20 protein-coding genes and 1 tRNA gene are annotated in these 17,580 nt (G+C 72.7%); 16 read left to right on the top strand and 5 right to left on the bottom strand.

Annotated elements, in window-relative coordinates:
• Nucleotides 1-233 precede the first annotated feature (233 nt).
• From ASD33_RS20995 to ASD33_RS20975, 5 genes are read left to right on the top strand one after another with little or no spacing between them, the layout of a single operon-like run.
• Entirely contained in the window at nt 234-2,363 is a 2,130-nt protein-coding gene (locus ASD33_RS20995; protein ID WP_056562467.1) for an ATP-binding protein, read from the top strand.
• 6 nt (nt 2,364-2,369) lie between these two features.
• Entirely contained in the window at nt 2,370-2,804 is a 435-nt protein-coding gene (locus ASD33_RS20990) for a roadblock/LC7 domain-containing protein (protein WP_056562465.1), read from the top strand.
• 2 nt (nt 2,805-2,806) lie between these two features.
• Nucleotides 2,807-3,178, top strand: a complete 372-nt coding sequence (locus tag ASD33_RS20985) for a DUF742 domain-containing protein (RefSeq protein WP_056562461.1) — start codon at nt 2,807-2,809, stop codon at nt 3,176-3,178.
• Entirely contained in the window at nt 3,156-3,779 is a 624-nt protein-coding gene (locus tag ASD33_RS20980) for an ATP/GTP-binding protein (RefSeq protein ID WP_056562458.1), read from the top strand. The genes ASD33_RS20985 and ASD33_RS20980 overlap by 23 nt, the downstream gene beginning before the upstream one ends.
• Nucleotides 3,776-4,348, top strand: coding sequence for a GAF domain-containing protein (locus tag ASD33_RS20975; protein WP_056562454.1), 573 nt, complete (start codon nt 3,776-3,778; stop codon nt 4,346-4,348). The genes ASD33_RS20980 and ASD33_RS20975 overlap by 4 nt, the downstream gene beginning before the upstream one ends.
• Nucleotides 4,349-4,520: 172 nt before the next feature.
• Here the strand turns inward: ASD33_RS20975 and ASD33_RS20970 are convergent, their stop codons facing one another.
• On the bottom strand, nt 4,521-5,729 hold the full coding sequence (locus ASD33_RS20970; protein WP_056562451.1) for an acyl-CoA dehydrogenase family protein: 1,209 nt from the start codon (nt 5,727-5,729) through the stop codon (nt 4,521-4,523).
• Nucleotides 5,730-6,240: 511 nt separating this feature from the next.
• Here ASD33_RS20970 and ASD33_RS20965 point away from each other — a divergent pair.
• The 8 genes from ASD33_RS20965 (at nt 6,241) to ASD33_RS20930 (ending at nt 12,056) form a co-directional block, all read left to right on the top strand.
• Nucleotides 6,241-6,314 (top strand) — tRNA-Pro (locus ASD33_RS20965).
• Nucleotides 6,315-6,499: 185 nt separating this feature from the next.
• The gene (locus ASD33_RS20960; protein ID WP_063991992.1) at nt 6,500-7,240 is read left to right on the top strand and encodes a Crp/Fnr family transcriptional regulator; all 741 of its coding nucleotides are present in this window, start codon (nt 6,500-6,502) and stop codon (nt 7,238-7,240) included.
• 74 nt (nt 7,241-7,314) lie between these two features.
• Complete coding sequence (locus ASD33_RS20955) at nt 7,315-8,181, top strand: hypothetical protein (protein ID WP_056562444.1); 867 nt, start codon at nt 7,315-7,317, stop codon at nt 8,179-8,181.
• On the top strand, nt 8,178-8,483 hold the full coding sequence (locus tag ASD33_RS20950) for a hypothetical protein (protein ID WP_056562441.1): 306 nt from the start codon (nt 8,178-8,180) through the stop codon (nt 8,481-8,483). Before ASD33_RS20955 ends, ASD33_RS20950 begins: the two co-directional genes overlap by 4 nt.
• Nucleotides 8,470-9,315 (top strand): hypothetical protein, encoded by an 846-nt coding sequence (locus tag ASD33_RS20945; protein WP_056562438.1) that lies wholly within the window; start codon nt 8,470-8,472, stop codon nt 9,313-9,315. Before ASD33_RS20950 ends, ASD33_RS20945 begins: the two co-directional genes overlap by 14 nt.
• Nucleotides 9,312-9,620 (top strand): helix-turn-helix domain-containing protein, encoded by a 309-nt coding sequence (locus ASD33_RS20940; protein WP_056562436.1) that lies wholly within the window; start codon nt 9,312-9,314, stop codon nt 9,618-9,620. Before ASD33_RS20945 ends, ASD33_RS20940 begins: the two co-directional genes overlap by 4 nt.
• On the top strand, nt 9,617-10,774 hold the full coding sequence (locus ASD33_RS20935) for a hypothetical protein (RefSeq protein ID WP_056562433.1): 1,158 nt from the start codon (nt 9,617-9,619) through the stop codon (nt 10,772-10,774). Before ASD33_RS20940 ends, ASD33_RS20935 begins: the two co-directional genes overlap by 4 nt.
• A 289-nt stretch (nt 10,775-11,063) precedes the next feature.
• The gene (locus ASD33_RS20930) at nt 11,064-12,056 is read left to right on the top strand and encodes an MBL fold metallo-hydrolase (protein ID WP_056562430.1); all 993 of its coding nucleotides are present in this window, start codon (nt 11,064-11,066) and stop codon (nt 12,054-12,056) included.
• Here ASD33_RS20930 and ASD33_RS20925 read toward each other — a convergent pair.
• The 3 genes from ASD33_RS20925 to ASD33_RS20915 all read right to left on the bottom strand — a co-directional run bounded on the left by ASD33_RS20925 (nt 12,043) and on the right by ASD33_RS20915 (nt 13,951).
• Complete coding sequence (locus ASD33_RS20925; RefSeq protein ID WP_056562427.1) at nt 12,043-12,468, bottom strand: hypothetical protein; 426 nt, start codon at nt 12,466-12,468, stop codon at nt 12,043-12,045. The two genes, ASD33_RS20930 and ASD33_RS20925, sit on opposite strands and share 14 nt — an antisense overlap.
• 137 nt (nt 12,469-12,605) lie before the next feature.
• Nucleotides 12,606-12,962: a GNAT family N-acetyltransferase gene (locus tag ASD33_RS20920; RefSeq protein ID WP_056562424.1), complete on the bottom strand. Its 357-nt coding sequence runs from the start codon at nt 12,960-12,962 to the stop codon at nt 12,606-12,608.
• A gap of 65 nt (nt 12,963-13,027) precedes the next feature.
• Entirely contained in the window at nt 13,028-13,951 is a 924-nt protein-coding gene (locus ASD33_RS20915) for a pirin family protein (RefSeq protein ID WP_079044908.1), read from the bottom strand.
• A gap of 105 nt (nt 13,952-14,056) precedes the next feature.
• On the opposite strand from ASD33_RS20915, the gene ASD33_RS20910 reads away from it, so the two are divergent.
• Together ASD33_RS20910 and ASD33_RS20905 are read left to right on the top strand one after the other, a co-directional pair.
• Nucleotides 14,057-14,536: a carboxymuconolactone decarboxylase family protein gene (locus ASD33_RS20910; protein WP_056562420.1), complete on the top strand. Its 480-nt coding sequence runs from the start codon at nt 14,057-14,059 to the stop codon at nt 14,534-14,536.
• 59 nt (nt 14,537-14,595) lie between these two features.
• Nucleotides 14,596-14,889, top strand: a complete 294-nt coding sequence (locus ASD33_RS20905; RefSeq protein WP_063991984.1) for a hypothetical protein — start codon at nt 14,596-14,598, stop codon at nt 14,887-14,889.
• Nucleotides 14,890-15,018: 129 nt separating this feature from the next.
• Here ASD33_RS20905 and ASD33_RS20900 read toward each other — a convergent pair whose 3' ends face one another.
• Nucleotides 15,019-15,270 carry an EF-hand domain-containing protein gene (locus ASD33_RS20900; RefSeq protein ID WP_056562417.1) on the bottom strand — a complete coding sequence of 84 codons (252 nt, stop codon included), beginning with the start codon at nt 15,268-15,270 and terminating at the stop codon, nt 15,019-15,021.
• A gap of 259 nt (nt 15,271-15,529) precedes the next feature.
• On the opposite strand from ASD33_RS20900, the gene recQ reads away from it, so the two are divergent.
• Nucleotides 15,530-17,572 carry a DNA helicase RecQ gene (gene recQ / locus ASD33_RS20895; RefSeq protein WP_056562413.1) on the top strand — a complete coding sequence of 681 codons (2,043 nt, stop codon included), beginning with the start codon at nt 15,530-15,532 and terminating at the stop codon, nt 17,570-17,572.
• Nucleotides 17,573-17,580 lie beyond the last annotated feature (8 nt).

Genomic DNA, 17,580 nt, shown 5'->3' with positions numbered 1-17,580 from the left:
AGATCGACTTTCGGCCGATCATTCTCGGCCGGTCGTACGAGGGGCGATACCAGAGCGGCCCGGTCTACGGGTAAGTTTGCCAACTGCGCACCGCACATGAACGGTTGACGACTACAGTGTGTGGTTGATGATCATCGGTAGGCTCATCGAACGTCTGTAGAACACCTCCCCCGTAGACCCCCTGCAGAACACCCCGCAGTACGCCGAATCCTGGGCACGTACCAAGGACACTCATGTCTCAACTTCGCGCACCCGCCTCGCGGCCAGATCGACGCGAGGGCGGGCGGCACGGCCGGTCAGGCGCCCGCTCCGCCCCCGGCACTCCCAGCACCCCGCCGGCGCAGCCCCCCGCGCCGCACACGACGGAAGCCCGCATACGCCCCCAACTCCTGCGCACCTCCGTGCTCCCCGCCGTCGCGGTGGCACTGGGCGGGGCGGCGGCCGTCCTCTTCACCATCCGTTCCACCGGCGCCAGTCCCACGCCCGGCCTGTGGGCCGCGCTCGCCGGAGCCGCCGCCCTCACCGTGGCCTCCGTGGCCGCCGCCGCGCTCGGTGCGGACCGCGCCGCCAAGGCGGTGCTCGACCGCTGCAACAGCCTGCGCCGCTCCAGCGCGCTCGGCCAGGGCGAACTGCGCACCGTGCTCGAACAGTTGCGCAAGGGTGAGGGCATCGCGCCCCGTCCCGCGCTGCCGACGAGCTCCGGCGGCGACGAGTTCGACCTGCTCTCGCAGGAGCTGACGCGCTCTCACGAGGCTGCCGTGGCCGCCGTCGTGCAGGCGTCGAAGCTCTCCAGCAGCGTCGGAAACGAACAGAAGGTCGAGGTCTTCGTGAACCTCGCCCGGCGCCTGCAGTCGCTCGTCCACCGTGAGATCCAGCTCCTCGACGAGCTGGAGAACGAGGTCGAGGACCCCGACCTGCTCAAGGGCCTGTTCACCGTCGACCACCTGGCCACCCGCATCCGCCGGCACGCCGAGAACCTCGCCGTCCTCGGTGGCGCCATCTCGCGACGCCAGTGGTCGAACCCGGTCACCATGACCGAGGTGCTCCGCTCCTCGATCGCCGAGGTCGAGCAGTACCCGCGCGTGAAGCTCGTCCCGCCGATCGACGGCACGCTCCGCGGCCATGCCGTGGCCGACGTCATCCACCTGCTCGCCGAACTCGTCGAGAACGCCACGCTGTTCTCCGCGCCGCACACCACGGTGCTGCTCCGCGCGCAGTACGTCACGGCCGGCCTCGCGATCGAGGTCGAGGACCGCGGTCTCGGCATGCCCGTCACCGAGCAGAACAAGATGAACGCCCTGCTCGCCGACCCCGACCAGGTCAACGTCGCGCACCTGCTCCAGGACGGCCGCATCGGACTCTTCGTCGTCTCGGCGCTGGCCCGCAGGCACGGCATCGCCGTACGCCTCCAGTCCAACATCTACGGCGGGGTCCAGGCCGTCCTCGTCCTCCCGCAGGGCCTCCTCGGCGCCGACCCGGAGGGACTGGCACAGCACGAGCGCCAGGCCGCCGCGACCGCCGGTTCCTCGGCGGTCCCGCCGAACCAGGTGCAGATGCAGCCCCCGTCGGCTCCGTCCCAGCCCGCGCCCGTCGCCCCCGCGACGGCCCCGGCGCACCCCCAGGCGCCCGCGCCCCTCGCGATGGGCGGCACGGCACCCGTACCGCCCTCCGCCCCCTCCCCGGAGCGGGCCGCCGCCCGCCACGAGGAGACCGCCGGACCGGCCCCGCTCGCGTACCCGGGTACGGGCGCGGGAACCGGCGCGCAGCCGGGCGTGTACGGCGACCCGACCCGCACCACGGGCGGTTACGGGGACCCCGAGCGCACCAGCGGCGGTTACGGGGACCCCGAGCGCACCTCCGCCGCGAGCGGGTACGCCGGCGCGGACCGTACGTCCGGCACCGGCGGCTACGGGGACCTGGACCGCACCACCGCCCCCACCGGCTACGGGGAGCACGACCACGCCCCCGCGGCCCACGGCTACGGCGAATCCGGCCGCACCCTCGCGACCGACGCCTACGGCGAGTCCGGCCACCCGTCCGCGACCGACGGGTACCGGGAGTCCGGCCACGCCCCCGTCGTCCCGGCACAGCCGGCCGGCGGCGACCGCACGGGCCCGCCCGCCTCACTGCTCTCGCCGCTGCCCCCGGCGCCCGAGACCAACGGCCGGCCCCTGCTCCCCAAGCGACGCGCCCAGGAGCACATCGTGCCGCAGCTGCGCGACGAGCCCGTGGCCCGCAAGCCCGAGGAGCACGCCCTGCACGACCCCGGCTTGATGGCCGCGTTCCAACGCGGCATCGGTCTCGCCGAGTCCCAGCCCGCCCCCCATGAATCGCTGCGTCCAGACGACGCGCACAAGGAGTAGATCACCATGGCGAGCAATGTGCCGACCGGCCATTCCTCGGATCTCGACTGGCTGCTCAGCGGCTTGGTCCAGCGGGTCCCGTACACCCGCAACGCGGTTCTGCTCTCCTCCGACGGCCTCGTGAAGTCCGTCCACGGACTCGACCCCGACGCCGCCGACCACATGGCGGCGCTCGCCTCCGGGCTGTACTCGCTCGGGCGCAGCGCGGGTGCCCGGTTCGGCGACGGCGGCGAGGTGCGACAGGTGGTCGTGGAACTGGACTCCACCCTGCTGTTCGTCTCCACGGCGGGCTCCGGCACCTGCCTCGCGGTCCTCGCGGGGCGCGAGGCGGACGCGGCCGTCCTCGGATACGAGATGGCGATGCTCGTCAAGAGCGTCCGGCCGTATCTGGTCACCCCGGCGCGGCAGGCGGCCGGCGCGGTCGGTGGCCGCGGACGGTGAAGGTGACGTCCGCACAGGAGGGGCCCTGGCTCGACGACGCGGCCGGCCGGCTGATCCGCCCGTACACGGTCAGTGGCGGCCGGACCCAGCCCACCACCGCCCTGGACCTGCTGTCCATGGTGATGGCGACCGGCTCGTCCCCCCAGGCCCACATGGGTCCCGAGCACAGCCTGGCCCTCGGGCTGTGCGGCGGGCCCACCTCGGTGGCTGAGATCGCGGCGCACTTACGGCTCCCGGCCGTGGTCACCAAGGTCCTGCTCTCCGACCTCGTGGACTGCGGGGCGCTCACCGCCCGCGCCCCCCGGTTCCACGCCAACCCAACCGACCGTTCCTTGCTGGAGGCAGTGCTCGATGGCCTACGACAACGGCTCTGAGCGCCACGACAGTTCCACGACCGACGCCTTCCCCACCGCGCTCAAGATCCTGGTGGCCGGCGGATTCGGCGTGGGCAAGACGACCCTGGTGGGTGCGGTCAGCGAGATCGAACCGCTGAGCACCGAGGAGCTGCTGACCTCGGTCAGCGCCGCCACCGACAGCCTGGAGGGCGTGGAGTCCAAGACCACGACGACCGTGGCGATGGACTTCGGCCGCATCACGCTCGACGACCGCCATGTCCTGTACCTCTTCGGCACCCCGGGCCAGGAGCGCTTCTGGTTCATGTGGGACGAACTCTCCGAGGGAGCGCTCGGAGCGGTCGTCCTCGCCGACACCCGGCGGCTCCAGGAGTGCTTCTCCGCCGTGGACTTCTTCGAGCGGCGGGGCATCCAGTTCGTCGTCGCGGTCAACGAGTTCGACGGCTCCTACCGCTACGAACCGGACGAGATCCGGTCCGCCCTCGACCTCAAGCCGGAGGTGCCGGTCGTCCTCTGCGACGCCCGGATCTCCAGCTCCGGCATCCGCACCCTGCTGACCCTCGTCCAGCATCTGCTCACCACCCTCCCGGCCGCCGCGCCGAGCTACGGAGCCACGCCATGACGTACGACCCGACCGGTCACCTCCTGCTGACGCCCATCGACAAGGACGCGCCGGCCCGTGTGCAGCGGCTGCGCGAGCTGGGTCTCGGGGAGCGGCCGGAGCCGGCGTTCGACGAGTTCGCCCACCGCCTCGCCGAGGTGACCGGGGCCCCGTTCTCGATGGTCAACTTCATCGACGAGAACCGGCAGTTCTTCGCCGGCCTGCACACCCCGGAGGGCACCCACTCGGGCAGCGACCTGGGTGCGGCCGCCGCGGGCTCCGGTGGCGTCGGGCGCTTCATGGCCCGTGACCACGGCTACTGCCCGCACGTGGTCGTGCGCCGGAAGGCGCTGGTCCTGGAGGACGTGTGCGACTACCCGCGCTTCGCGGGGAACCCGGTCGTGGACGAGATCGGCATCCGCTCGTACATGGGGGCGCCGCTGATAGACCGTACGGGGGTCGCCCTCGGCACCATCTGCGTGGTCGACACGGACGTACGGCCGTGGGGGCGCGCCGGTCTGGAGACGATCAAGACGATGGCGGCGGAGCTGATGGAGCAGATCAACCGCCGTGAGGACGGCATGTTCTGACCGTCGGCGTCCGGACACGCCCGGGACGCGTGGAGCCCCGGTACGGCATCGGCCGTACCGGGGCTTCCGGCATGTCGAGGCGCGACGCGCGGAGTTCGGGCGCGTCGAGGGGCCGCGGTTCCGGTGGACGGAGGCCGGGCGCCGACGGGCCGCGGTTCCGGCGGTCCGCGGGTCAGGCGTGGACGGGCTCCGGGGCAGGGGTGCGGACCAGCTCGGACAGTCGCTCCGACCAGCTGCCCTTGTCCTGGCCGAGGGCGACCTCGGCCAGCCTCAGGAGCTGGATGTCGGAGGTGCCGGCCGGGGCGAAGATGTGGTGGGCGTCCCGGAGGTAGCGCTCGATGGCACGGTCGGTGAAGAGGCCGGCGGCGGCGTGGATCTCCATGGCGTTGCGGCCGGAGTCGATCGCCGACTCGACGTTGACGAGCTTGGCGTTCATCAGCTCGGCGTCGCAGGAGAGCCCCTGGTCGAGCAGGTGCACGGCGTGGTACGCGGCGAGCCGGGCGGTCATGAGGCGGGACTGCATCTGACCCAGCTTCAGCTTGACCGTCGGGAGGTCGTGGAGCGGCTTTCCGTACCGGATGCGCTCGGAGGCGAAGCGGGTGGTCTCGTCCAGGATCGCCTGGTGGATGCCGAGCGAGACGGCGGTGAGGTTGGCCCGTCCGTACAGGACGCTGGAGGAGTACGCGACGGACAGGCCGTCGCCCTCGTCGCCCAGGCGGTTGGCGGCCGGAATCCGGCAGTTCTCGAAGATCAGCTCGCCGAAGCTGAACCCGTGGAGACCCATGGCCTGCTGCTGCGGACCGGTCCTGAAACCGGGGCGATCGGATTCGACCAGGAAAGCGGTCAGTCCCTTCGAACCGGGACCGGTCCTGACCACCACGCCGTGGAGGTCGCCGACGTGACTGTTGCCGACGAAGACCTTGCTGCCGTTCAGGATGTAGTCGTCGCCGTCCCGTACCGCGCTGGCGCTCATGCCGAGGACATGGCCACCGGACTCGGGCTCGGTGACCGCGATGGTCGGCAGGCACTCGCCCGCGGCGATGGCCGGGAGCCAGGTCTTGCGCTGCTCGTCGCTGCCGAAGTGGACGATCTTGGCGGTGCCCAGCTGGGAGGCCTGGACCATGGCGCCCATGGCGCCGCTGACCCGGGACAGCTCCTCGATGATGATGGTCTTCGCCAGGTGGCCGGCGCCCATGCCGCCGTACTCCTGGTTGATGGTCGCGCCCAGCCAGCCCTGCTCGGCGATCAGCCGGGACAGCTCGTGGTGGACCGTCCGGGACTCCTCCATCTCGGGTATCCGCGGCCGCACCTCACGCTCCGCGAAGTCGCGGACCGTCTCCCTGAGCTGATGATGCAGCCGACTGCTGAAGTAGCCGTCCATCCGAGTTCCTCCCCTGCGAGACGCCTGGTCGGTTCTCCGCCCAGGTGGTGCATCGGCAGTGGTCCCGTCCCGAACAGGCCGACACTTCATGGTGTTGATCTTTCCGGGACGGATCAATATCGCCACGAGTTTTGTCCGAAACCCGAACGGTTGACGATCGGTTCCGACTGTGTTTTCGGTGGTCCCGCCCTGCTCGGGCCCATGAGCAGCGGATTCCGCTTGGGCATTTTTCTGCCACATGCCAACGGCAACGATCCGACCGGCATATGCGTACGAACCACTCTGTTCGCCACATGGGCACCTTCCGTACCCAAGACGGCTCATCCCGGAACTCGCCCCGTCGCCCCCCGCCCCGCACGCGAAGCCCCCAAGGCGCTACGGAGCGTGACCGTCACCCCCTCTCGCCTCCCCGTGCCCGAGGCGCCCGGAAAGGGGTTCGTGACCACCGGGGAAAGTGCGGTATTGTTCTCATGCGCGTTCAGCCAGGGGAAACCCCAGGTCAGACGGGCAACGGGACGTGGCGCAGCTTGGTAGCGCACTTGACTGGGGGTCAAGGGGTCGCAGGTTCAAATCCTGTCGTCCCGACTTGAGAAAGTCGGATTCCGAGGGGCCGTTTCAGAGCGATCTGAAACGGCCCCTCGGGCGTTTCCGGGGGCGGCGCAGTGCGCTCCGGTCGTGCGCCGCCGCGCGCCCCGGTGTGCGTTCGGTGCACCGGGGCGCGCGGAATCGAAACGGGCGCCACCGCCCCGGCGGGGTGCTCTGCTGTGCTCATGACGCACGGCTCGAACACCGAGGAACGCGTGCCGTTCCTCCACACCCTGTCGCCCTCGGCGCGTGAGGCCTTCGACCGGCTCGGCAGCCGGCGCCGCTACGTCGTGGGGGACGTACTGATCAACGAGGGCGACCACGCCCGGGAGTTGGTGGTCCTCCACGAAGGGGTGGTGAAGGTGACGGCCCGACTGGACGGCGAACGGGTCTCGCTCATGGACATCAGGCTCGCCGGGGACGTCGTGGGCGAGGTGGCCGTCATGGACCACGGGCCGCGGTCCGCCACGGTCACCGCCTGCGGCGACGTGCTCGCCACCGTCGTCCCCGGGCACGCGCTGCAGCCCTTCCTCGGGGCGCACCCCGAAGTGGCGCTCGCCCTCGGCCAGGTGCTCTGCGGCCGGCTGCGCCGCTCCGACCGCCTGCGGCTCGAACTCGGCGGATACCCGGTCCTGGTGAGGCTGGCCCGGGTCCTCGTCGAACTCGCGGAGTCGTACGGCGAGCCGGGGTGGAAGCAGTCGGTACGCATCGACGTGAACCTCTCCCAGGCCGAGTTCGCCGCCCTCACCGGGTCCACCACGCACACCGTGCACAAGGCCCTGGCCCAGCTGCGCGAGGACGGGCTCATCACCACCGGGCACCGGCGGACCTTCGTACGGGACATGGCGCGGCTGCGGACGGCCGCCCGGCTGAGTGTGCCCGCCGTGCCCGGGCCGGGGCCACGGAGTCGCACAAATACGGGTTGATCGACGGCTCGGAACCTTCCTCGCAGAGTGGGCGTGCACCGCACCCGACAAGCCATGGAAGGTGGCGATCCACCATGAACGAACCCTCCCTCCGGCAGCCCGACCCCGTACCGCACCGTCGGCTGTGCCTCGCGGCCGACGTGGAGCGGTACAGCCTCCTCGACACCCGGGCCCAGTCGGCGGTCCAGGCCGATCTGGTCCGGCTCCTCGACCGGGCCGCGAGGCTGACCGGACTCGACCGCGCCGGCTGGGCGCGCCAGCCGCAGGGCGACCAGGAGTTCGCCGTACTCCCCGAGTCCACCCCCGAGGCCGTGGTGCCCGGGGCCTTCGTGACCGAGCTCGCCGCCGGCCTCGGGGCCCTCAACTCCCGTCCGGGGGCCCCGCGAGTCAGGCTCCGCCTCGCCCTCGACGCCGGTGTCGTCGCCGACGCCGCACTCGGCCACGCCGGACCCGCGCCGGTCGCCGTGGCCCGCTTCGTGAACGCGCCGCCGCTGAGGGCCGCGCTGGCCGGCCTCACCTCGGCGGACCTGGCCGTCATCGTCTCGGACCGGCTGTTCCAGGACGTGGTGCGCTTCGGGCACCCCGGGCTCGACCCGGCCGACTACGTGCGGGTGGACGTGCGGGTGAAGGAGTTCGGGGGCTACGGCTGGATCCGCGTACCCGGCCACGGCCCGGACGACGTACGGCCGTGGGTGGAGGGGACGCGGGGAGAGGGGACGCGGGGGGTGAGGCACGAGCCGTCCGGGTCGGCCGCGCCGTCCTCGCGGCCCGCGCCGTCCGGGTCGTCCTCGCCGTCCTCGCCGGACGGTTCGGGGCCGGGCCGGCCGGCCCTCTCCCAGTACGTCCAGCAGGGTGCCGCCGTCGGGCGGGACGTCAACGGTGGCCTGCGGATCGGCCTGCCCGTCGTCCCTCCGCCGGCCGGTCCCCGGCGCGCCGGGTGACGGCCCCGTACGACACCGGGGAGCAGTACGAAGGCGGCGTCGCGGGCGGCGGTGGCCAGTGGGCGGACTTCGGGGTGAACGTCGGCCACGCCGTGTACGGCGACATCCACATCCATCCCGCCGCCCCGGCGGACCTCCCGGCCAGGACCCGGACCGCACCGCCGGGTCGGCGTGCGGAACCGGGCCACGCATCCGTGCGCGCGGCGGTCGTCGACCTCGTGCGCGCCTGCGAGAGAGCCGTCGCCGCGCTGTCCTCAGCGGCCCTGACGAGGTGGGAAGGAAGAGACGATGACATCGACTGAACCCGGGGGCGCGTTCGCCCTGATCGACGGGGCGCTGCTCGGAGTGCCGCAGCGCGCACGGCCGTCGCTCACTGTGCGTGTCGGCCGCACCCCCGTACGACTGTCCCCCGAGGAGAGCCGGAACGCCCTGTACGGACCGCGGCGCGACCCCGCTCTGGGGGCGGAGGTCTGGCGGCAGGCGGTCGCCGCCGCCCTGCGGGAGCCGCGGGGCGGCGAGGGCAGGGGACGGCTGTTCGTCGTGTGGCTGGCCATACCCGGTCTGTACCGGAACCTCTACCGCATTCTGCGCCACTTGCGCGTCGAACGGGCCGACCTGGAATCGGAGGCCGTCCTCGGCGTCCTCGCGGCCCTCGACAAGGCGGAACCGGACGAAACGACCCCGGACGGCGCGGACTTCGACGGCCGGGACTCCGACGGACCGGGCTCCGACGGACCGGAACCCGAGCGATCCGCCCCGGAGCGCCCCGATCCCGGTGGCCTGATCGTGAAGGAGGCGGTGAACCGCATGTGGGCCTACGCCGGCCGCTTCCGGTGGGAGGTGCCCGTCGTGGACGTCGCGGCCTTTGCCGCCGCCCGCGCCGCCGCCGTACCGCCGGAAGGGCCGCCCCCGCCGGACGAGGCCTGGGAACTGCACGTCACGCCCCCGTCCCGCCCCGACGGGCTGGCCGCGACCCTCTGCTTCGCCGAGTCGCGCACCCGGCGCGAAGGGGAGCGGATCGGCGCGCTCGCGCACCACGCGGGCCTGCGCGACCTGGTGTTCCGGGCCCGCCGTCACGAGGACGCCGAACTCCTCGGCACCCTCGTGCTGCGCCCCGCCGGAGGCCGGCGGTGAGCCCCCGGTCCGGGCCGCCGCTGGGCTTCGCCGAGGCCTTCGACCTGCCCCTGAGCGTCGACCTGCGCACGGCCGCCCGCGCCTTCGGCGTCTGCCCCGCGACGGCGTACAAGCTGATCCGCCTCGGCACCTTCCCCTGCCCGGTGCTGCGCGTCGGCGGACGCTACCGCATCCCGACCGCGTACCTGCTGCGCTCCCTCGGCATCGAGGAACGGCCCCTGTACGCCGTCGACCTGGAAGCCGGCGCCGCGCACGCCGCCCGGTTCGACACCACCGACCCCCACGAAACGGAGGACCCCGCATGATGGCGTCACAGGCTGCCCGGCCCGAGCCCGACCGGCCCCGGACGTGTTTCGTCGTCGGCCCCATCGGTGATCCGTACGCCGCGCACGGCAGCCCCGAGCGCGAGGCGTACGAGCACCACCTCGGGGTCTACGAGCAGGTGATCGCCCCCGCCTGCGCGAAGTACGACATCGAGGCCGTGCGTGCCGACGGCATCCCGCAGGCCGGTGACATCAACGCGCAGATCTGCTCGCACGTCATCGAGTCCGACCTCGTCATCGCGGATGTCAGCGGCGGCAACCCCAACGTGATGTACGAGCTGGGGCTGCGTCACATCACCGGCAAGCCGACGATCCACATCGGGGAGGCCGGGCAACTGCCCTTCGACATCGCGTCCATCAGGACGATCCGGTACCAGCGGTCGCGCAGCCGGCTGGCCGACGCGCGCAAGGAGATCGAGAGCGCCTTGGAGGCCGGGCTCAGGGACGGCTTCGAACTCCTCACCCCCGCACGGGTCCTGCGCGGAATCCAGGAGGGGGACGGGCCGTCGTCCGTACCCGGAGAGAAGGGCGAGGGCCCGGGCGCGGACGACGAGAGCCGGTGGGACGACGACTCGCCCGGTCTGCTCGACGACTTCGCCGCGATCGAGGAGGGACTGGACGAGATGGTCGCGGACATGGAGGCGATGACCCGGACGATCGAGACGATCGGCGCGCTCACCGAGCGGTCCAACGTCGAGATGTCCGGTCTCACCCAGGCGAGCGCGCCCGCGAGCGCCCGGCTCGCGGCCGTGGCCCGCTTCGCGGAGGCGCTCGGCGCCCCGGCCGCGGAGCTGAACACGGTCGCGGGCGGGTTCGCCGAGCGCATGCCGACCCTCGACAGCGGAGTACGGGCGGCGCTCGGCTTCATCGAGACGGCACCGGCCGAGGAACGCGACGAGGGGACCACGGAGTTCCTGGAGCAACTCATGTCCCTGGACGAGGCCGCCCAGGAGGGGCTGGCGCAGATGGGTCTGCTCGGCGCGTCCGCGGGCGAGATGGTCCGGTTCAGCCGGCACTTCCGCAAGCCGGCGAAGGACATCTCCGCCGCCGTGAAGCGGACCGCCTCGGCCATCGCGTGCATGGGGGAGTGGGCGGGCAAGGCGCGGGCCCTGGCCGCCCACGGCGCCACCCTCTGACAGACGGTGCCGCGGGACCCGGACCTTCGAGGTCCGGGTCCCGCGGTGCGACGTGCATCCCGGCGGCCGTACCCGGACGGCTGTCGCTCCGGCCCCACCCCGGCTGCCGGCCGCCGGCCGCGCTCCGGCCTCCGGCTTCGGGCCTCTGCCTGTGCCCCGGTCTCCGGCTTCGGGCTCTGTCCGGGCTCCGGCCTCCGGCTACGGCCTTCTGCCCGCCCCCCGGCACCTGTCGCTCTGGCCGTCCCCCGGCCCCCGGTGCCATGATGATCCCCGTGATCAGGAGCGCCGAGTGAACCCCCGCCCCGACCTGCCGTCCTGGCTGACCTGGTGGGAGCGGCCGTTCCCGAACGCCCACACCCTTCTCCTGCACGGACGCCAACCGGCCCTGATCGACAGTGGGTTCGTCGGCCACGCCGAGGAGACCGCCGCCTGGGCCCGCGCACGGGCGGGCCGGATCGACCTGGTCGTGAACACCCACTGGCACTCCGACCACGTCGGCGGCAACGCCCTCCTCCAGGCCGGCGGAGCCGCCGTCGCCGCCGGCGCGCCCGAGGCGGAGGCCATCACCCGCCGGGACGCGGGCTGTTGCGCCGCCGAGTACCTGGACCAGCCCGTTCCCCCGTACACGGTCGACGTGTCGCTCGACGACGGTCAGGTCCTCCGGCTCGGCGACACCGACTGGGAGGTCGTCCGCACCCCGGGGCACACCCCGGGCCATCTCGCCCTGTGGCAGCCGGAGGAGCGGCTCCTCGTGGTCGGGGACGCGCTCTCGGACTACGACGTGGGCTGGGTCAACCTCGCTCTCGACGGACCCGACGCGGCCACCACCGCACTCGCCTCCCTCCAGCGGCTCGCCGACCTCGCGCCCCGCGTGATCCTGCCGTCGCACGGCCCGGTGCCCGCCGACCCGGCCGCGGCCCTCGCCGCCGCGCTGCGGCGGGGACGGCGCCTCGTCGACGACCCCGAGGGCGCGGTCCTGTACGGGGCCCGGCGGATCTTCGCGTTCGCCCTGATGATCCGGGGCGGCATCCCGGCCGACGAGGTGGAGCCGTATCTGCACGCCCGCGCCTGGCTGAAGGACGCGGCGCGGCTCCTCGGCCTCACTCCCGAGGTGCTCGCCTCCGACCTGGTCACGGGCATGCTCGCCGGCGGTGCGACCGTCCTGCGCGACGGCCGGTTCCACGCCGCGGCCCAGCACACCCCGGTGCCGCCCGAGAAGCTGCGGGTGCCGTACCCCGGGGCCTGGCCGCTGCCCGAGCCGCACGGGGTCAGGCGACGGTGAGGACGTCCTCGGGGGCCTCGTCGAGCACGAACCCGTTGCCGAAGCGGACGCGGACGGTCACCCGGGTCCGTTCCCGCTGGTAGGCGGTCCACTCGGGTTCCAGGGCGACGATCTTCTCCTCCAGCCGGCTCCGGCTCCCCGGCGGCATCTGGTGTCCGAAGTCGTCCAGCAGGGACTTGAGGCGTTCGTACTCGCGGGCGGCGTCGTTCGGCCGCTTCTCGTGGGTGTCCACGCGCTCGACGACGCCTTCGAGGCCGGCCGCCAGCGCCAGGAACCCGGCGAAGGCGGCCTCCGCGGCACCCGCGTCCGCCTCCGGCTCGTCGGAGGTGACGGGCCCGTCGGCCCGCGTGACCGCACCGGTCAGCCTGAGGTCCGTCGCCAGCCTCACCCGCTGACCCTCTTCGAGTGCCATCGCTCCCTCGCCCGTCCCCTCGGATCAGCCGGGCCGTGACCCCGTGTGTCCGGGAAGCCCGAGGGAGCCCATTATCCGGGTCCCCCGTACGACGCCGCCGGGGCGGGGCGGGAGCCGGGGCTCCCGCCCCGGCCGGGTCAGCGGGCCAGGCGGGCCTCCAGCCACTGGAGGATCTCGGGGGTCACCGGGTCCGTGATGTCCGCGAACTCCTCGTGCTTCTTCAGGAACTTCGCCACGTAGGGGCAGACGGGCACGATCCGCATCCCGGAGGCGCGTACGTCCGTGAGGGCCTGTTCGACGAGGATCGAGGCGAGGCCCTGGCCGGCGTACGCGTCGTCGATCTCGGTGTGGAAGAAGACGCGCCGGTCGTCGCGGTCCCGGTACGCGGTGAGGCCGGCGCGCTGCTCGTCGACCAGGATCTCGTAGCGGTGCCGGGGCTCGACGTTCCGGACGACGGGGGCGTTCCCGGGGGTGGTGGTCTCCTGCTCGGTCATGGCGTGCCTTTCGTTGCTGCGTCGGGGTGGGGGAGAGAGTGGGGGAGAGAGTGGGGGCTGCGCGATCAGCCGCGGGGCGGGTTGCCGCGTGGTGTGAGGGCCGCGTTCGGGAGGGCCGGGGCGGGGAGGCGGTCGCCCGGGTAGCCGTCGACGTGGCCGAAGCGTTCGGAGGCACGTTCCCACGCGTCCCTGGCCTCCACGATGTCCTGGTGGCTGCGTCCGATGAAGTTCCACCACATGACGATCCGCTCCTCGAAGGGCGTGCCGCCGAGGAGGACGGCCCGCGCGCGGTGGCCGGACTCGTTGGTGAGGGTCAGGGTCGTGTGCCCGGTGCCGACGTAGCCCAGTTCGGCGGGACTCACCCGGGTGTCGCCCAGGAGGACGGATCCCTCGTCGACGAGCAGGCCGTGCTCGAAGGAGGGGTCGACGGTGAGGGTGACGGTGGCACCGGCGTCGAGGAGCAGTTCGGCGCCCAGGAGCGGGGTGAACGTGGGCACCGGGGAGGTGTCGCCGGCCAGCGTGCCGAGGAACACCCGGAGTTCGGCGCCGTCGAGGCGCACGGGCCGCGGCGCGTGGTGCCGGAAGTCGCGGTCGGTGTGGCGGTGTTCCTCGGGCAGCGCCACCCAGAGCTGTACGCCGTGCAGGACGGTGGTGCCGGGGGTGGAGACCTCGGTGTGGCTGATGCCGTGGCCGCCGGTCATGAGGTTCAGCTCTCCGGGCCGTACGATCGCATGGCTGCCCAGGCTGTCGCGGTGCTCGATCTCGCCGCTGAACAGCCAGCTGACCGTCTGCAGACCGGTGTGCGGGTGCGGGGCGACGTCCATTCCGCCGGACTCGGCGACCTCGTCGGGGCCGTAGTGATCGGCGAAGCACCAGGCTCCGATCAGCGTGCGGGACCGCTGGGGCAGGGTGCGTCGTACGGTCATGGCGCGCGGTCCGCCCAGCGGTACGTCCCGGGCGGTGAGGATCTCGACCTCGGTGTCGTGCATGACCGGCCCTTCTCGCACAAGGCGATGTAGTTTCGTTTTCAACAATTATGAGTGATCATAGCCCCAGAACCCGTGACGTGCACGGGTTCGCCGAAGGAGCGCATCGTGAGTGACGTGACACAGGCCGCCGGCGGCCCGCGGGTGTACCTCGACAAGCAGAGCCCGGCGGCCTACCAGGCCCTGGTCAGGACGGCCGACGCCGTGCGCGCGACGGCCTCGGAGGCCGGCCTCGACCGCATCCTGGTGGAACTCGTCAACCTGCGGGTGTCGCAGATCAACGGCTGTGCCTACTGCCTCGACGTGCACACCAGGGCCGCGCTGCGGGCGGGCGAGACGACCCGGCGCCTCGGCGTACTGCCCGCGTGGCGGGACGCCGATCTGTTCACCGCCCGGGAGCGCGCGGCGCTCGCCCTGGCGGAGGCCACCACCCACCCCGCCGACGCCCTGGCGCAGGAGCGGGCCTACGACGCGGCCCGCGAGGTGCTGAACGACGACGAGGTGTCGGCGGTGATCTGGGTGGCGATCACCATCAACGCGTTCAACCGCGTCTCGATCCTGAGCAAGCACCCCGTACGGGAGGCGTGAGGTTCCCTCCGGGTGGGCGAGTGGCCGTGTCCGTCGGCGGGGCGGGCCGTTGTGAGGGTGTGACTTCTACCCGACGCATCACCTCACTCCTGGCCGTGGCCGCCGCCTTCTCCTGCCTCGGCGCCTCCGCGGCCCAGGCCGTCGCCGCCACCGGCCCGCTCGGCCCGCCGATCAACCCCGTCAGCGAGCTCGACGCCCTCTCCACCACCGGCATCCCGGCGGAGTCCCGCGCGCAGTTCCCCGGGATCGCCGGTCAGCTGGGCGGGCTCAACCGTGTGAACGACCTGAACCAGCTCCGCCAGCTCACCGACCTGGCCGCGCCGGTCGCCGGGGTGCTTCCCGAGATCTCCTGACCGGTCCGCGGTCCCGGGCTCCGGGGCGGCGCGGAGCCGGGTGTATCCCGGCGCGCGTGACGGTCATCGGCGGGGCGGTACCGCGTCACAGCGCGCGGTGCCGCCCCGTCGGCCGTGCGGCGGGCCGGGTCACCAGCCGAAGCGGCGGTTCACCAGGCCCGCGAACTCCTCGAAGCTCAGCACGCGGTCGCCGTTCAGGTCGGCCTCGTCGAAGAGCGCCGAGGCGTCGTCCGCGGTCCCCACGCCCCAGAGCGGGATCACGCCCTGCGCCGCGAGCGTCGGGCCCTTGGCCTGGAGCGCGAGGATGACCTCGGTACGCGTCAGGGTGCCGTCCCGGTCGAGGTCGAGCGCGTCGAAGAGGGTGCGGGCCTTCTCGCTCATCGTGTGTCCTGTCCTGTGTCCCCCGGCCGGGTCGGTCCCGGTCGCCGGTCGTGTCGGTCGTGGCGGCCGTCGCGGCCCGGTGGTGCCGTACTGCCCGGTGGTGCGTACTGCCCGTGGTGCCGTACCGCCGGTGGTGCGGTACTGCCCGGTGGTGCCGCTCTGTAGGACGTCGTCCGCGTCCCGGGCGTTGCCTCGGAGGTTGTCCACAGGTTGCGGCGGGCCCGGCCGGGGTGTCCGTCCCGGCCTATAGGCTTGACGAATGGTTCTCACCGACGAATCCGCCGAGATCTCCGACGCAGCGCGGGTGCTCCACCGCGTCTTCGGTTACAGCTCCTTCCGAGGGGAGCAGCAGGAGATCATCGAGCAGGTCGTCGACGGCGGCGACGCCCTCGTCCTGATGCCTACCGGTGGCGGCAAGTCGCTCTGCTACCAGATCCCGGCCCTGGTCAGGGACGGCACCGGTGTGGTGATCTCGCCGCTCATCGCCCTCATGCAGGACCAGGTGGACGCGCTCAAGGCCCTCGGGGTGCGGGCCGGATTCCTGAACTCGACGCAGGACCCGTACGAGCGGCAGGCCGTCGAGCAGGCCTTCCTCGCCGACGAGCTCGACCTCCTCTACCTGGCCCCCGAGCGGCTGCGGACCGAGGGCACGCAGAGGCTGCTCGACCGCGGCAAGGTGTCGCTGTTCGCGATCGACGAGGCGCACTGCGTCGCCCAGTGGGGCCACGACTTCCGGCCCGACTACCTCGCCCTCTCGATGCTGCACGAGCGCTGGCCGAAGGTGCCCCGCATCGCGCTGACCGCGACGGCCACCGAGGCCACGCACAAGGAGATCGCCGCGCGGCTCGGCCTGGAGGACGCCCGGCACTTCGTCGCCGGATTCGACCGGCCGAACATCCAGTACCGGATCGTCCCGAAGAGCACCCCGCACAAGCAGCTGCTCGAACTCATCCGGAACGAGCACCAGGGCGACGCCGGAGTCGTGTACTGCCTCTCCCGGTCCTCGGTGGAGAAGACCGCCGCGCTCCTCGTGGAGAACGGCATCGACGCCGTGCCGTACCACGCGGGCATGGACTCCCGTACGCGCGCGGCGAACCAGGCCCGCTTCCTGCGGGAGGACGGGGTCGTCGTGGTCGCGACGATCGCCTTCGGCATGGGCATCGACAAGCCCGACGTGCGCTTCGTGGCCCACCTCGACCTGCCGAAGTCCGTCGAGGGCTACTACCAGGAGACCGGCCGCGCCGGCCGTGACGGAGAGCCCGCGACGGCCTGGCTGGCGTACGGCCTCCAGGACGTGGTCCAGCAGCGCAAGCTCATCGACGGTTCCGAGGGCGACGAACAGCACCGGCGGGCCCTGGGCATGCACCTCGACGCGATGCTCGCGCTCTGCGAGACCGTCGACTGCCGCCGCGTACGGCTGCTCGCCTACTTCGGCCAGGCGGGCGAGCCCTGCGGCAACTGCGACACCTGTCTCACCCCGGCCGAGTCCTGGGACGGCACGGTCGCGGCGCAGAAGCTGCTGTCCACGGTGTGGCGGCTGGCCAAGGAACGACGCCAGAAGTTCGGTGCCGGTCAGATCATCGACATCCTCCAGGGCAAGAAGACCGCCAAGGTCATCCAGTTCGACCACGACGGGCTCTCGGTGTTCGGCGTGGGCGCGGACCTGGGGACGGCCGAGTGGCGGGGTGTCGTCCGGCAGCTGCTCGCGCTCGGCCTCCTCACGGTGGAGGGCGACTACGGCACGCTCGTCCTCACGGAGGGCAGCGGCGAGGTGCTCGGCGGGCGCCGCACCGTCACGATGCGGAAGGAGAAGGCCCCGGCCGCCACCCGCAAGGAGTCCGGCGCGCGCTCGGGCAAGGGCTCCCGCGTACCCGTCGACCTGCCCGCCGCCGCGGCGCCGGTCTTCGAGGCCCTCCGCGCCTGGCGGGCCGCGACCGCCCGCGAGCAGGGCGTCCCCGCGTACGTGGTCTTCCACGACGCGACGCTGCGGGAGATCGCGACGCTGCTCCCGAGCACCGTCGAGGAGCTGGGCACCGTCGGGGGCGTGGGCGAGGCCAAGCTCACGAAGTACGCCGAGGGCGTCCTGGAGGCGCTGGCCGAGCACGGCGCCGGGGCGGGTGCGGGGAGCGCGTCCGCCGGGACGGGGGCCGGCACCGGGGCCCCGAGCACGGGTACCGGCGCCCCGAGCACCGGCACCAGTGCCCCGAGCGCCGGTCCCGGGGCCGACTCCTTCTCGTACGACGAGGAACCGCCCTACGACATGGACGAGTCGGAGGAGCCGCCGTGGGACGACTGGCGGTAGCCGGACCC

Source organism: Streptomyces sp. Root1304, from assembly GCF_001426405.1.
Classification (GTDB): domain Bacteria; phylum Actinomycetota; class Actinomycetes; order Streptomycetales; family Streptomycetaceae; genus Streptomyces.
This window is presented reverse-complemented; position numbering and strand designations above follow the sequence as displayed.